Here is a 14,595-nt window from a genome sequence, read left to right as displayed (position 1 = left end):
TAAGAAGCTGATGGCGATGCGAGCAAGCTTGACGGGAAGAGGTTGTTTTGAAGAAGTTGCAATACGTTCGATGGATGCAGTAACCTTGAAGAGGAACGAGGAGAACAGGGGAAGCCTGACTTATCTACGCGTCTAAAGTGGTTCAGTTGGGTTAGATCAGAGTAAGGAGTCGGTGAACGTGGAGAAACCTACGAGAACAAATCAAACAAAGACACCGCAAAATAAAACGCAGGGCAAAGGGAAAAAATCGTCAAAGAAAAAATTCAGCTGGCGCAAAGTCGTCATGGGTTCGATCATTGCGGCGATTGTCGCCGTCATTTGCGCGCTCGCTGTCTACATCGTGGTCATTATGAGTGGTTTCAAAATTTTGGATGCCAACCTTGACAAAATCGATGAGGCTAACGAATCGACCCTGATTTATGCGATGGAGGAAGGCGGCAAGGAAAGTTCAGCCACTGAAATTTCCAAGATCTACAAAGGTGAGAACAGAGAGAGCGTGAGCATCAAGGATGTGCCGGAGCGGCTCAAGCAGGCATTCATCGCTACAGAGGATCGACGGTTCAACGATCATGCCGGGGTTGACTTCTGGGCGGTCGGGCGTGCACTTGTGACAGACGTCGTGCATATGAGCGCCGTCGAGGGCGGTTCCACGATTACGCAGCAGCTCGCGAAGAATGTCTTTCTGAGCTCGGAGAAAACCGCGTTCCGTAAAGGAACGGAGATGGCGATTGCGTTCGCGCTTGAGGAACGGTATCCGAAGGAAGAGATTTTGGAAAAATATTTAAATCGCATCTTTTTCGGCAGCAACGCGTACGGCATTAAAACAGCGGCCAAGGTTTATTTTGGCAAGTCGAACCTCAATGATTTAAAATTATGGGAAATGGCAACACTGGCGGCACTTCCTAAAGCTCCTTCGCGATATTCTCCGCTGTCACATCCGGATTTATCGAAGGAACGGCGTGCAGTCGTTCTGAGGTTGATGACCGATCAGGGCTACATCACAGAAGCGGAACGCGCGGAGGCAGCGGCTGTCGATTATGTCCCACCGGCTTCCACGGGCAAAACGACGAAAGACTATGCGTCTTTTGTGGATTATGTCGTGAACGAGGCCGAGGATGTGTATGGTATTGAAGAGGATGAGCTGCTGACGAAAGGCTACCGCATCTACACAACGATGAATGTGAAGGCGCAGAAAACGCTGGAAACGACCTATGCGAATCCGAGTTTCTTCCAGAAGGACGCTTCCGATGGGCAGAAGATTCAAAGCTCGACCGTCATTTTGGACAACAAGACCGGCGGCATCATGGCGCTCATTGGCGGACGCGATTACCAGCAGAAAGGGTTCAGCCGTATCTATTCGCAGCGTCAGCCGGGCTCCTCGTTCAAGCCGATCGCGGTCTATGGGCCGGCGCTCGAAACCGGCAATTACACGCCATATTCGGTGCTGGACGATACTCAGACGTCTTTCGGCAATGGGACGTATTCACCTCGCAACTTCGACCGGATTACGCACGGGCAAGTGACGATGTTTGAAGCGGTGAAAAAATCGTACAATTTGGCTCCCGTCTGGCTTCTGGAACAATTGGGCGTGACGCAGGGTATGGATTTTGCGAAAAAGCTTGGGATTCCGCTGGATCCGCAGAAGGATCGCAACTTGTCTATTGCGCTTGGCGGCTTGACGAACGGAGCTTCGCCGCTGCAGATGGCGGGGGCGTATTCCGCTTTCGCGAATCAAGGCGTGCAGAACAAGACGCATGCGATTCTGAAAATTACGGATGCCGGCGGCAAGGAAATCGCCGCATACAAGCAGGAGAAGAAGCAGGTCATGAAGGCCAATACGGCCTATTATATGACCTTGCTGCTGCAAGGCGTCGTCGATGGCGGGACAGGGACGAAAGCTAAGTTCAACAGGCCCGTCGCCGGAAAAACCGGTTCCACCGGTCTGGATATTAAAGGTATCGAGCAGTACGACCGCGACGTCTGGTTCGTCGGCTATACGCCGGAGTGGACGGCGGCAGTATGGGAAGGTTTCGACAAGGTCGATTCGAAGCATTATGTAACGGTCGGCAGCGGCGGACCTTCGGCGATTTTCAAAGAGATCATGTCGAAATCGCTGGAAGGGCGTCAAGTTACGAGCTTCGTGAAGCCTGCGAACGTGCCGGATTTGACGGAACCGCCTCCGGTCGGTACGATTACCGATCTTGCGGCTGTCTACATGCCGGAGAAAAAAGCAGTGAAGATTACCTGGAGCCCGACCGGCGATAAAATGGGCTACCAATTGTATCGTAAAGGCGCTGCCGAAGCGGAGGCCAAAATGGTCATTCAGTCGGCAACGCCGGAAGTCGACGATCCCACGGTAGAAAGCGGCGGCTCGTACCAGTATTATGTTATTCCGCTCGCACTCGATACAAATACGCAGGGGCCGAAGTCGAACGTCGTGACAGTTGACGTTCCGAAAGATACGGGCCTGCCGACCGGCAGTCCCGGCACATCGCCATCCCCAGGCGTGTCCCCGACGCCGTCTCCAGGTGGTCCCGGCTCGTCACCATCGCCATCGCCTGGAACCAAGCCATCCCCAGGCGTCTCACCTAAGCCGGGGACTGGCAATGAAGGCGGCGTGCCTGGCACGAGCCCAACCCCGACGCCGAGTCAGAAGCCCGGAGCGGGCGGAGGCGCCGGTACAGGCGGCGGAACCGGCACGACTCCCGGCACGACTCCCGGCGGAGGCACGGGAGTAGGCACTGGCGGCGGTACGGGCGGCAATACGAGTCCGACGCCAAGTCCGACGCCGACCAATAAACCTGCGGACGGAACGGTCCGCAGCGGCACTTAATTTTTAACAATCATGGAGGCTAATCGCAATGAAACGTTCAATGAATCGAAGCAAGACAATGAAGCTGCTTCCTCTTGCAGTACTAGCTTTGACACTAGTGGTCAGCGGCTGCGGCAATAAACCGGAGAGTGGTGCAGCTTCTCCGGCAAGCTCTGCGCCGGCAAGCACGGCTGGGGCAAACACCGCCCAGAAGCAGTGGAGCAAAGCGCCGGATATGACCATTGATACGAACAAAACGTATCAAGCGGAAGTGACGACCTCGAAAGGTACATTCACGATTGATTTGTACGCGAAAGAAGCACCTAAGACGGTTAACAACTTTGTATTCTTGTCCAAGGAAGGATTCTACAGTGGCGTGACGTTCCATCGCATCATCAAGACGTTCATGGTGCAAACCGGCGATCCGACGGGGACAGGCCGTGGAGGCCCGGGCTACAAGTTCGCGGATGAGCTCAAAACGACGCATAAATACGAGCCGGGTACAGTTGCAATGGCGAACTCCGGTCCGAATACGAATGGTTCGCAGTTCTTTATCTGTTCCGGCGCCGATTGCGCGAATTTGAACCGGTCGCCGGATTATACGATTTTCGGTAAAGTGACCGATGACAGCATGGCGACAATTGCCAAAATCGCCGACACACCCGTAGAACTCGACCCGAATGGCGGCGATTCCTCGCCAAGCAAACCGAAAGAAAAAGTAACGATTAACACGATTTCCATTAAAGAAAAATAAACTATAGCAGCACATGATTTTATGGTGAGTTGTACAGGAGTGGATGCTTCGTGAAACAACCATGCCTATTGTTCCACGGTTTTACAGGCGGGCCGTATGAAGTTGAGCCGCTTGCTCGCCATTTGCGAGAGCAAGGGCAGCAATGCGAGGTGCCGCGGCTTCCCTGGAACGGGGAGACGCATCATCAGCTTCATACGTCCCGTTGGGAAGATTGGGTAAGTGCAGCCGAACAGCACGCGCAGCGGTTGACGGAGACGCATGGCAGCTTTGATATGGTGGGCTTTTCGATGGGCGGTCTACTGGCCGCTCATCTCGCGGTGCGCTTTCCGGTCCGACGGCTCATTCTGCTCAACACGGCTGTCATTTATGTTAGCCCCGGCAAGATGCTTAGCGTCATGCGGGATGAGTGGAAATACAAGCGGCGAATCTCACTGGATAAGGCGAAAGCGACGCCGCTGCTCGCCACGTGGCAGTTTACGCGTCTGGTTCGGCACCTGAAACCGGAGTTGAGCCTTATTGATAAGCCGACGCTGATCGCCCAGTCGGAGAATGATCAAGTGATTCACCCGCAGAGTGCCCGCTACATTTACAGCAAGGTAAAGGGACAGCGCGAGCTGTACTGGCACAGCCGGGCGGATCATCTCATTTGCCTGAGCGAAGATGCACCGTTGCTGTTTCGGCAAGTGAGCGCATTTTTAGAAAAGGAGTAGTCGAGCAGATGGCAAAGCCGGATGTGAACAAGAAGCAAAGTGCTCCTGCTGCGCCAGCTTCAAGACGAAAACAGGTCTCGAAAGGTAAGAAAAAAGCGCCATCCAAGCTGTACCGGTCGTTCGTGAGATTTTTTCAGCTTGTGGTCGGCGCTTTTATTTTGCTCGTCGCCTGGATCGTATTTATTCAGTGGAAGGTACAATTCGGTGTGCAGCAGCCGCTGCCAAAGCAGGTTGACGTCGGCATTGTACTTGGCGCTTCCTTGCGGCAGGATACGCCAAGTCCAGGTCTGCAGGAACGTCTGGATCTGGCGGTCGATTTGTACAGGCAGGGGCGCTTCAAGCAAGTGATCGTGTCCGGAGGGTTGGACCATAACGGGTCGAAACTGACGGAAGCGGAAGGCATGCGCAATTATTTGGTGTCGAAGGGCGTGCCGGAGAAGCAGATTCTGCTGGAGCCTCGCGCGACCAGCACGTATGAGAACTTGCTGTTCAGCAAGCAAATTATGCAGGAAAACGGACTTGTCAGTTCGATTATTGTGACACATCGTTACCACAGCGCCCGATCGCTCGATATTGCTGAAACGATCGGCCTTCAGCAGCCTGTTGTGTCGTCAATTCGATCCGAAGTGCTGTTTATGCCGTATCACGATACGCGCGAAACGTTAGCCTATACGAAATGGTATGGCACAAAGCTGCTTTTGAAACTGGGGATTCCCGTTTCGGAGGCAGCTTTTTCTCATTTTGGCGAGTGACACGCAAAGAAAAGCCCGGCAATGATTCGCCAGGCTTTCTTTTATGCGCTTTCCAGCGGCTAACCGTTCACAATCGTACCGCCGTTCACATGCAAAATCTGCCCCGCCATGTACGCGGAATCGTCGCTGGCGAGAAAGACGTAGCTCGCCGCCAGCTCGCCCGGCTGTCCAGCGCGCTTCATCGGCGTTGTCGAGCCGAATTCGGCAACTTCCTGCGACGTGAAAGTAGACGGAATCAGCGGCGTCCAGATCGGGCCGGGGGCTACGCCGTTGACGCGGATACCTTTCGGGCTGAGCTGTAGGGAAAGCGAACGGGTGAAGCTGACGATCGCGCCTTTGGTCGCGGAGTAATCGACGAGCTGCTCATGCCCGTGATACGCGGTGATGGAGGCGGTATTGATGATGGCGCTCCCTGCTTTGAGATGAGGCAGCGCCGCTTTCGTCAAATAAAATTGCGAGAAGATGTTCGTTCGGAACGTGCGCTCCAGTTGTTCGGTAGTGATCTGCGTAAAGTCGGTCTGCGGATGCTGCTCGGCGGCATTGTTGACGAGAATGTCCAGCTTGCCGAACGTGCCGACGGCTTGTTCAATGATTTTTTTGCAAAACGCTTCGTCACCGATGTCGCCGGATAACGAAACACATTTGCGTCCTGCATGCTCCACATGGCGCTTCGTCTGTTCTGCATCGTTGTGTTCGTTCAGATAGACGATGATGACATCGGCGCCTTCCTTGGCGAACGCGACCGCGACGGCGCGGCCGATGCCGCTGTCTCCGCCGGTAATGACGGCGACTTTGTCTTTCAGCTTGCCGGCGGGCTTGTAGCTGGCCTGTTCAAAGACGGGCAGCGGATTCATCTCGGATTCGATGCCTGGGCAATGGTTCTGATGCTGCGCCGGGAACATCGGCTTGGGTTGTGTAGCGGTTGTCATGGTGGTGCTCCTTTCATCCCTGGATACATGGGCGGGCAGTTCGCCGTCAGGCGAACGACCAGCCTATGAAATTCTTCATTAGGATGTAACAAGGAGCAGGAGATCATACTTGCTTCACGCGATAGTGATACCGGTATACGGTGTCAAAGCCCAGCTTGCGGTAAAGGTTCTGCGCTGGCTCATTGTCGGCGACAACCTGCAAATACAGCCTGGAAGCCCCTTGCTCCAAACTCCAAGCTGAGAGGGCTCCGAGCAAATCGTAGCCATAGCCGTTCCCGCGGTACGATTCGTCGATGACGACATTGAAAAAGCCCGCCCATTCGCGTTCGACGACAACTGTAGCGACGCCGATCACTTGACCCCCCAGCCTCAATTGCACGAACGCCTTAGGCGTAGGCATCCGATCGTAAAGCTTGATGTAGAAGTTTCGCCGGGACTCGGCATACCCTTCAAGCTGTAGGAAGCGACTGATCCATTCTTGCGAAGCACTTGGGGCAAAATGAACTTCCGGCACGGCAGCGTCCGTCGAGCGGCGCGCAAGCTTGTCTTGCGTCAACTGCGTTGATCTCTCGCTCTCCGCCGTCATAATGACACAAGGCGTATCCACAAGATAGCCATTCGCCTCCAAATCAGCGTCAAGCGCTGCCGGCGAGGCATCGCCGACTTGAAAAATCGCTGGCAGCCCCAGCGCCTGGTAATACCGTTCAATCTCCTGCAGCCACTCGGGCCTGTCCGGCAATTCACCGTTGGTCAGCACGCTGTTGGCCCGCCGGGTAACACCTTTGGACGCGCGAAGCTGCCAGCTCTCGAACGCATCCATCCTTTCGCTGGGCCAGGCGCCCGCGGCAAGCTCATCAAGAAATCGATAATAGGGAATGTCATTGGTCATTGTCGTTCACCTCAGGTACAATGGAAATCAAGAATCTATTAAATATACACCACGCAAAGGAGAACCGTCATGCGATTTATCGATAACGAAGGCATTACAGACCCGCGAATCAATCTCGCGATTGAAGAATATGCGCTCAGAGAGCTTCCCGCCGAGGAAAGCTACCTGCTATTTTATATCAACGAACCGTCGATCATTATCGGTAAAAATCAGAACACAATCGAGGAGATCAATCCCGATTACGTGAAGGCGCAGGGGCTCCATGTCGTACGCCGTCTCTCTGGCGGGGGGGCCGTGTATCATGATTTAGGCAATTTGAATTTTAGTTTCATCACGAAGGATGATGGCGATTCTTTTCACAATTTCCGAAAATTCACCGCGCCCGTCGTAGACGCACTTGGCAAGTTGGGCGTACAGGCAGAGCTAACGGGAAGGAACGATATCCAAGTCGGCGAGCGGAAAATATCGGGGAACGCCCAATTCTCGACCAAAGGCCGGATGTTCAGCCATGGAACGCTGCTTTTTGACTCGGAAATGGAGAATGTCGTGTCGGCCCTCAAAGTGGACCCGGACAAAATCCAATCCAAAGGCATCAAGTCGATCCGCAGCCGCGTGGCGAACATTGCGGAATTTCTGCAAGAACCCCTCACGATGGCGGAGTTTCGTTCGAAATTGCTCACCTCAATCTTCGGGACAGATGAGGCTCAGGTTCCGGTGTACAAGCTGACACAGGCGGATTGGCGGCGAATTCGGCAAATTTCCGAAGACCGATATGCCAATTGGGACTGGAACTATGGTAAAAGCCCGAAAAGTACGATCCAGCAAGCGAAGCGAATCGAAGGCGTGGGCAAAATCGACGTGCGGATGACGATTGAAGAGGGCAGCATAGCAGCCGTCAAAATCTACGGCGATTTCTTCGGCGCCAGCGATGTGGCGGAGCTGGAAGCGCAGCTCACAGGCGTGCGGTACGAGGAATCCGCGATTCGCGAGCGGCTGGCCGGCGTCGATTTGAAGCGGTATTTTGGACAGCTGACCCTGGATGCTTTTGTCGATCTGCTTCTGGTCTAAATCGGCATTTTACCGCGTAAGATGGTGGATACGAACATTCAAACCATCATGCTTATGAGGTGATCGACATGAGTGGTAGGAGCTTGCCATCCAGACAAATCAATATCGTTCTGCGGCAGCCGGAAGGCGGCGGACAGCGCCGGCTTGCAGATGGAACGGGCGGGCAGACGAACGCTTCCCCTCTTGCTGAAGCTGAGCCGCAGATGACGGGCAAACGCACGCCAATGGACGGTCCATTATCGGATATTTTCAAAGAGCTGAATCAGTTGATCGGCCTCGATAATGTGAAGGCGCTGGTGCATGAAATCTACGCGCTGCTGCAAATCTCCCAGTTCCGGGCGGAGGCTGGGCTTACGAGCAATGCGCACGTGTATCATATGATTTTCAAGGGGAGTCCGGGAACGGGCAAGACGACGGTGGCGCGGCTGATGGGGCGCATGTTCCATGCGATGGGCGTGCTGAGCAAAGGGCATTTTATCGAGGTGGAGCGGGCGGATCTGGTCGGCGAATATATCGGGCATACGGCGCTCAAAACGCGTGAGCTAATGAAGAAGGCGATGGGCGGCATCCTCTTCATTGATGAAGCCTACAGCCTTGCGCGCGGCGGCGATAAAGATTTCGGCAAGGAGTCCATCGATGCGCTGGTGAAAGGGATGGAGGATAAAAAGAACGAGTTTATTCTCATCCTCGCGGGCTACAGCGATGAGATGGAACAGTTTCTGTCGATGAATCCCGGGCTGCCGTCCCGGTTCCCGATTCAGATTGAGTTTGAGGACTATCCGATCGAGCAGCTTTTGCAGATTACGGAGCTTATGGCCAAGGAACGCGAGTATGTGCTGCTGCCGCAATCGTTGGCGAAGCTGAAGGCTCACTTGACGGAAGAGCGAGCGGAGACGTGGCGGGCATTCAGCAATGCGCGGTATGTGCGCAATATTTTGGAGAAGGCGATGCGCCATCAGGCGGTCAGACTGCTCAGCCAGTACGTGAATGCGCCTTCCAAGCACGAGTTGATGTCCATCAGACCGGAGGATCTCAAATTTAAATAACGGCAATGGGTTCGCTTTCATCAAGCGGGCCTATTTTTTTTGCAAAATTTTAATTGACAGTTAAAAGGATAAGAGTAAAATAGACTGAGTGACGGCGATTGATAATCATTATCAACATATAAATTAAATACCACTGTAGTTAGGGGCTGTGGCAATGAAAAAAACGATCTTTTCCGCTTTCGTAGCCTTGTTAATCCTCCTTAGCGTTCCTTTCGTTGTTTTCGCCAAGGGAGAGGACGAACTGGCCAAAGCCGATCAAGGCATTATGCAGGCCATTCAAGCTGCGGAGACCGGCAAGCTGGATGAGGCGTCCCAGTTGTTCGACAAGTTCCAGATGGGCTGGCTGTCTTATGAGGACGGCATTAAGGAACAGTCGCTCGCTGCTTATCAGAAAATTGAAGAGGCGATGGGGCAAGTTTCGCTCCAGACACTTAAACAACCGATAAATGCGCAGAAGCTGATAGAAGCCTTGAAGCTGTTGCATGAGATGAATTCAAATTTCGTTAGCGGCAATCTGCAGGCGTTTGGTGGAGCGGTACAAAATAACGGCGATGTGACGGTCGCTTCGCTGGTCAAGCTGTTGGAAACGGCAACCGATCAACTCAAGGCGAATGATACGACAGGAGCGGCCACGAGCATAGGAACGCTTCGCAGCTCATGGCTCGTTGTGGAGGGCATCGTCCTTACGCAGTCATCGGCGGTGTATACCTCGATGGAGCGGGATATGGTGACGGCGTATGCGCAGCTCACCGCAGAGCCGGCGCAGAAGAGCCAAGCGGCCGAGACGATTGCGCGCATGCACAAGGATCTGGAGCCGCTTGCCGCTAAAACAAGCTACACGATGCTGGACGCGACCACGATTCTACTGCGTGAAGGGCTGGAGGCGCTGCTCGTGATCATCGCGCTGCTGGGCTTTTTGAACAAATCCGGCCATGGGGACAAGAAGCGTTGGATTTGGTACGGCGTTTACGGTGGTCTCGCACTCAGCGTGGCGCTGGGCATCGTCGTGCAGCAGTTGTTCTCGGCTAGCGCTTTCGGCAACAACAACTTCTTGATTGCGGGCTGCACGGGCATTTTTGCCTCGGCTATGCTGCTCTATATGAGCTACTGGCTGCACAGCAAGTCTAGCATCTCGAACTGGCAAACGTACATACGAAATCAGAGCTTAAAGGCACTCGCGACAGGCAGTCTCGTTTCGCTGAGCATTCTCGCTTTCCTGGCGGTGTTCAGAGAAGGTACGGAAACCGTCCTGTTCATGATCGGGATGGCATCTTCCATTTCCCTCGGCTCGCTGCTCGGCGGTATTGCCATCGGCGCAGCGCTGCTAATCATTATTGCGTTCCTGATTCTTAAAATCGGCTTGCGCATTCCGATGCGGCCGTTCTTCTTGGTTTCCAGCATTTTCGTTTTCTATTTGTGCTTCAAATTTGCCGGCATGGGCGTGCATGGTTTGCAATTAGCCGGTTATTTACCGGCGACGACGGCTTCTTGGCTGCCAAGCTGGGATTTCTTCGCCCTATATCCGACGCTGGAAAGTGCGATTCCGCAGTTGGTTCTGCTGGCCTTTGCCTTAACGGCCATTCTCTGGGATTTGCGCAAAAAGTTACAGCTTCGAAAGACGACGATTGCACAGTAAAGATAAATTGCCTATGGAGGGGTTCTCACATGAAAAAACATTTAACCGTCATTCTCGTTGCTGCGGCAACCACACTCGCGCTGGCAGGGTGCGGCAAATCGGAGCCGACTGAGGTTGCGAAAGTGCCGTTTAAAGATGGTTCAGCAACACTGATTGCTAGCGTCGACTCGCTTAAAACACAGCTTGATGCCTCAAAAGTCAAAGATGCGAAGAAATTGTCCGATACGCTCGAAGATCAATGGGCAAGCTTCGAGGACGAAGTGAAGCCGAAGTTTCCGGAGCTTTATTTTAAAGTGGAAAAATTTCTAGCACCGCTTGAGGCAGGCCTGAAAGAAGATAAGCTGGACTTCCCGACGCTGACAGCCCTGAACACGAACTTAAAGGCGGCGCTGACAGAGCTTTCGACGTCTTTTACAGAGAATAAAGGCGCTGTCAATAAAGACGTAATCGAGGCTTCACCGGCGCTGAAAGAGGCTGCGGCAGCCTATAACAAATATGTTCAAGACCAAGGGAACCAGCTCGTCACACTGCTGGATCAACTCAATACAGCGGTGAAAAGCGGCGATCTGAAAAAAGCGCAAGAAGCGTACGGCGCATCGCGTATGCCATATGAACGCATCGAGCCGATCATCGAAACGTTCGCCGACTTGGACGGTGTGATGGATGCCCGCGTGGACGACTTTAAAGATGAGAATGATCCGTCCTTCACCGGCTACCACCGCATTGAATACTTGCTGTTTGTGAAGAAAAATGTGAAGGACGCAGAGCCGTTCGCGGCGCGTCTGCTGGAAGACGGCAAGAAAATGCAGCAAGGTATTGCGGCGACAACCATTGCGCCAACTGATTTCATTGCGGGCGTTGGCGAACTGATGGAAGAGGCGCAGTCCAGCAAAATTACCGGTGAAGAAGAGCGCTGGAGCGGGGCGACCGTGCCGGTCATTCGGGCGAATGTGGAAGGCGCGCAAGCGATCTACGATCTGGTTAAAGGCGAGCTGAAGAAGAAAGATCCCGCCTTGGATGAAAAAATCAGCAAAGGGTTGACCGATGTGGTTGCTGCGATGAACACATTGTCACCTGTTGGCGCGACGTGGAATGATTTCAGTAAAATCGAGCAAACGAAACAAGTGGATTTGAAAAACAAGCTGGAAGCACTGGCCGAGCCGCTTGTGAAAATGCCGGGCACACTTAGCAAATAAGCGTTAGGGGAGAAACGGGATGTCGAATAAAATGAATCGTCGCGCGTTTCTGGGGATGACCGCTGCAGGAGCTGCAGGCGTCGTGCTCGGCGATTTGCTGGGCAAGGCCAAAACAGGCTTCTCGGGGGACGGCGAGCAAGCTTCTGCTGCGACGGTGAATGAGACGCTGGACTTCTATGGCGTTCATCAGACCGGTGTTGTTACCCCGCAGCAGAACTGCGTCAATATCGCTGCATTCGATGTGACGACGGACAATGTGAAAGAGCTGATCGAGCTTTTTCGCAAATGGACGGATATGGCGGCATCGCTGATGGCCGGCAAACCGCTTGCGGTCGAGCCGCAGCCTTTGGAGTTTCCGCCGACCGATACCGGCGAGCAGATAGGCCTTCAAACCGGTAAGCTGAGCTTGACGTTCGGTGTTGGTACGTCACTGTTCGAGAAGGACGGAGCCGACCGCTTCGGCCTCCATTCCCGGAAGCCGGCGGGCCTCACCGAGATGCCTATTTTCCATAAGGACTCTTTGGAAGATCAGCTGACGCACGGTGACATTATCGTACAAGCGTGCTCCGATGACCCCATGGTTTGCTTCCATGCTATTCGCAACCTGGCGAAAGAAGCGCGCGGTGTGGCTCACCTCCGCTGGCAGCAAACCGGCCAGCTTGGCGTCAAGTCGGAAGGCACGAAGCGCAACCTGTTCGGTTTCAAGGACGGTACGGCGAATCCGGCGCTGCAGGACGAAACGTTTATGAATAAGAACGTCTGGGTGGACGCGTCGGACGGCGTGTCTTGGCTGACGGGCGGCACGTATATGGTTGTTCGGCGCATTCAGATGCGGATCGAGACGTGGGACCAGCAGACGTACGCTCAGCAGGAAGGCATCATCGGCCGGCAAAAGGTGTCTGGCGCACCGCTGGACGGGCGCAAGGAAGCGGATGTGCCGAACTATGCCGAAGACGCGCAGGGGAAAGTGACGCCGCTCGACTCCCACATCCGGCTGTCGAATCCGCGCACGGGCGAGAGCTCTGAGCGGGAGCGCATTTTGCGCCGGGGCTACAATTTTATGGAGACGCTGGACAGCGTAGGCCGGATGAACGCGGGCTTGTTGTTCGTGTGTTATAACCGGAACATTCAAACGCAGTTTGAAGCGATTCAGAAGCGGCTGACGAACCCGAAAATGCCGGATCAGATGCTGGCCTATGCGGAGACGAAGGGCGGCGGCTATTTTGCCGTACTGCCGGGTGTGACGGCGAAGGGCGGGTATTTGGGGCAAGCGTTATTCGGATAACGGTTGGTGGAATCGATAAAGACGTTTTCCGCTCACGAGGCAGCGTGGGTAGGAAACGTCTTTATTCATTTTTTCCACCCCGGGCAAATTGACTTTCCCTTTCATTTCCTCCACAATGATGAAGGAATAGCGAGGAAGACCTGACAGCGCGTGGAAGGCTGATCAGGGGACAGAAAGGAGTCATGTGGATGAAAGCAGTTTCACATACCGTGGAGCAGGATGTCGCCGATCGGGCGGTTCTCGTCAGTCTTGTGACACAGAAACAGAAGAAAAATGAAGAGCTTGCGGAATATTCCTTATATGAGCTTGTGCAATTGGCGGAAACAGCCGGTGTTGCCGTGCTGGATACGATGACGCAATATAAAGAGTCCAAAGATACGAAATGGTTCATCGGCAAAGGCAAGGTCGAGGAATTGAAAGCGAAGCTGGAGGAGCTGGGCGGCAATACCGCGATCTTTGATCAGGAGCTTTCCGGCGCGCAGGTGCGCAATCTGGAGGCGGCACTTGACGTGAAGATTATTGACCGGACGCAGCTGATTTTGGACATTTTCGCGCAGCGGGCGAAGACGCGGGAAGGTATTATTCAGGTGGAGTTGGCGCAGCTCACCTATTTGCTGCCAAGGCTTTCCGGCCAGGGCAAAAACTTGTCACGGCTCGGCGGCGGCATCGGGACCAGAGGTCCCGGCGAGTCGAAGCTGGAGACGGACCGCCGGCATATTCGCGGGCGCATCGACGAGCTGAAGGCGCAGCTGACGGAAGTCACGCGCCACCGGACGCTGCATCGGGAGCGACGGAAGAAGAGCGGCGTGTTTCAGGTGGCGTTGGTCGGGTATACGAATGCCGGCAAATCGACGCTTTTGAAACAATTGACGCAGGCCGACGTCTATATCGAGAACCAGCTGTTCGCTACGCTGGATCCCACTTCTCGTACAATGACGCTGCCTAGCGGCAAAGAAATTGTACTGACGGATACGGTTGGCTTTATTCAAAACTTGCCGCACGATCTGATCGCAGCTTTCCGGGCTACGTTGGAGGAAGCGAATGAAGCGGACTTGATTCTGCACGTTGTCGACAGCTCGTCCGATATGCGCGGCGAACAGATGCGTGTCGTTGCTGAGGTGCTGGAGGAGCTTGGCGCCCATCAGAAGGAACAGTTGACCATTTTTAATAAAATCGATCAATGTTCGCAAGAGGAGCAGGAGCTGATTACAGCGCCCGGAGAATTCCTGAAAATCACGGCCTTCTCGGAGGCGAATCTGGAGCTGCTTCGGAACACGATTCAGGATAAATTGATGGGGGACACGAAGACGTTCCGCATTCCGGCGAACCGCGGCGATCATCAGTCGTTGATGTACCGAATCGGGGATGTTTTGGAAACCGATGTGGACGAGGACGCGATGGTGTTCAAAGTGCGTCTGAATAAGGATGACTACGCCAAGGTTGCTTATCAATTAACTGCGTACGAGGAGCAGTTATCGCAGCATGAGGTCGCGCATGATGAAGGAGAGAACGAGTAAC

At 54.1% G+C, this 14,595-nt stretch carries 12 protein-coding genes; 10 read left to right on the top strand and 2 right to left on the bottom strand.

The window, feature by feature from the left end:
- The first annotated feature begins 178 nt into the window (after positions 1 to 178).
- From ABE504_RS06155 to ABE504_RS06140, 4 genes are read left to right on the top strand one after another with little or no spacing between them, the layout of a single operon-like run.
- Positions 179 to 2,833, top strand: a complete 2,655-nt coding sequence (locus ABE504_RS06155; protein ID WP_430085928.1) for a PBP1A family penicillin-binding protein — start codon at positions 179 to 181, stop codon at positions 2,831 to 2,833.
- A gap of 28 nt (positions 2,834 to 2,861) precedes the next feature.
- On the top strand, positions 2,862 to 3,566 hold the full coding sequence (locus tag ABE504_RS06150) for a peptidylprolyl isomerase (RefSeq protein WP_430085926.1): 705 nt from the start codon (positions 2,862 to 2,864) through the stop codon (positions 3,564 to 3,566).
- A 50-nt stretch (positions 3,567 to 3,616) separates the two neighbouring features.
- Complete coding sequence (locus ABE504_RS06145; RefSeq protein ID WP_430085923.1) at positions 3,617 to 4,276, top strand: alpha/beta hydrolase; 660 nt, start codon at positions 3,617 to 3,619, stop codon at positions 4,274 to 4,276.
- 8 nt (positions 4,277 to 4,284) lie between these two features.
- Positions 4,285 to 5,028 (top strand): YdcF family protein, encoded by a 744-nt coding sequence (locus tag ABE504_RS06140; protein WP_430085920.1) that lies wholly within the window; start codon positions 4,285 to 4,287, stop codon positions 5,026 to 5,028.
- Between the two features lie 59 nt (positions 5,029 to 5,087).
- On the opposite strand, the gene ABE504_RS06135 is transcribed toward ABE504_RS06140, so the two are convergent.
- A complete protein-coding gene (locus ABE504_RS06135; RefSeq protein ID WP_430085918.1) occupies positions 5,088 to 5,957 on the bottom strand; it encodes an SDR family oxidoreductase in 870 nt (289 codons plus the stop codon).
- 103 nt (positions 5,958 to 6,060) lie between these two features.
- Complete coding sequence (locus ABE504_RS06130) at positions 6,061 to 6,846, bottom strand: N-acetyltransferase family protein (protein WP_430085916.1); 786 nt, start codon at positions 6,844 to 6,846, stop codon at positions 6,061 to 6,063.
- A 69-nt stretch (positions 6,847 to 6,915) separates the two neighbouring features.
- Between ABE504_RS06130 and ABE504_RS06125 the strand changes: the two genes are divergently transcribed.
- From ABE504_RS06125 to hflX, 6 genes are all read left to right on the top strand, one after another.
- The gene (locus ABE504_RS06125) at positions 6,916 to 7,914 is read left to right on the top strand and encodes a lipoate--protein ligase (RefSeq protein WP_430085913.1); all 999 of its coding nucleotides are present in this window, start codon (positions 6,916 to 6,918) and stop codon (positions 7,912 to 7,914) included.
- 68 nt (positions 7,915 to 7,982) lie between these two features.
- Complete coding sequence (locus tag ABE504_RS06120) at positions 7,983 to 8,960, top strand: AAA family ATPase (protein ID WP_430085910.1); 978 nt, start codon at positions 7,983 to 7,985, stop codon at positions 8,958 to 8,960.
- A gap of 154 nt (positions 8,961 to 9,114) precedes the next feature.
- Positions 9,115 to 10,596 (top strand): FTR1 family iron permease, encoded by a 1,482-nt coding sequence (locus ABE504_RS06115; protein ID WP_430085907.1) that lies wholly within the window; start codon positions 9,115 to 9,117, stop codon positions 10,594 to 10,596.
- Between the two features lie 29 nt (positions 10,597 to 10,625).
- Positions 10,626 to 11,792: an EfeM/EfeO family lipoprotein gene (locus ABE504_RS06110; protein ID WP_430085904.1), complete on the top strand. Its 1,167-nt coding sequence runs from the start codon at positions 10,626 to 10,628 to the stop codon at positions 11,790 to 11,792.
- A gap of 19 nt (positions 11,793 to 11,811) precedes the next feature.
- The gene (gene efeB / locus ABE504_RS06105; RefSeq protein ID WP_430085901.1) at positions 11,812 to 13,077 is read left to right on the top strand and encodes an iron uptake transporter deferrochelatase/peroxidase subunit; all 1,266 of its coding nucleotides are present in this window, start codon (positions 11,812 to 11,814) and stop codon (positions 13,075 to 13,077) included.
- Between the two features lie 188 nt (positions 13,078 to 13,265).
- Complete coding sequence (gene hflX, locus ABE504_RS06100) at positions 13,266 to 14,594, top strand: GTPase HflX (RefSeq protein ID WP_430085898.1); 1,329 nt, start codon at positions 13,266 to 13,268, stop codon at positions 14,592 to 14,594.
- The last annotated feature ends 1 nt before the right edge of the window (position 14,595 follow it).

The sequence above is a fragment of the Paenibacillus oryzisoli genome (assembly GCF_050467285.1).
Taxonomy (GTDB): Bacteria; Bacillota; Bacilli; order Paenibacillales; family NBRC-103111; genus Paenibacillus_E; species Paenibacillus_E oryzisoli_A.
This window is presented reverse-complemented; position numbering and strand designations above follow the sequence as displayed.

Bases quoted from the DNA above. Each gene is read 5' to 3' on its own strand.
- ABE504_RS06135 (WP_430085918.1), bottom strand. From the start codon at position 5,957: ATGACAACCGCTACACAACCCAAGCCGATGTTCCCGGCGCAGCATCAG.
- ABE504_RS06115 (WP_430085907.1), top strand. From the start codon at position 9,115: ATGAAAAAAACGATCTTTTCCGCTTTCGTAGCCTTGTTAATCCTCCTT.
- hflX (WP_430085898.1), top strand. From the start codon at position 13,266: ATGAAAGCAGTTTCACATACCGTGGAGCAGGATGTCGCCGATCGGGCG.
- ABE504_RS06140 (WP_430085920.1), top strand. From the start codon at position 4,285: ATGGCAAAGCCGGATGTGAACAAGAAGCAAAGTGCTCCTGCTGCGCCA.
- ABE504_RS06130 (WP_430085916.1), bottom strand. From the start codon at position 6,846: ATGACCAATGACATTCCCTATTATCGATTTCTTGATGAGCTTGCCGCG.
- ABE504_RS06125 (WP_430085913.1), top strand. From the start codon at position 6,916: ATGCGATTTATCGATAACGAAGGCATTACAGACCCGCGAATCAATCTC.
- ABE504_RS06120 (WP_430085910.1), top strand. From the start codon at position 7,983: ATGAGTGGTAGGAGCTTGCCATCCAGACAAATCAATATCGTTCTGCGG.
- ABE504_RS06150 (WP_430085926.1), top strand. From the start codon at position 2,862: ATGAAACGTTCAATGAATCGAAGCAAGACAATGAAGCTGCTTCCTCTT.
- ABE504_RS06110 (WP_430085904.1), top strand. From the start codon at position 10,626: ATGAAAAAACATTTAACCGTCATTCTCGTTGCTGCGGCAACCACACTC.
- efeB (WP_430085901.1), top strand. From the start codon at position 11,812: ATGTCGAATAAAATGAATCGTCGCGCGTTTCTGGGGATGACCGCTGCA.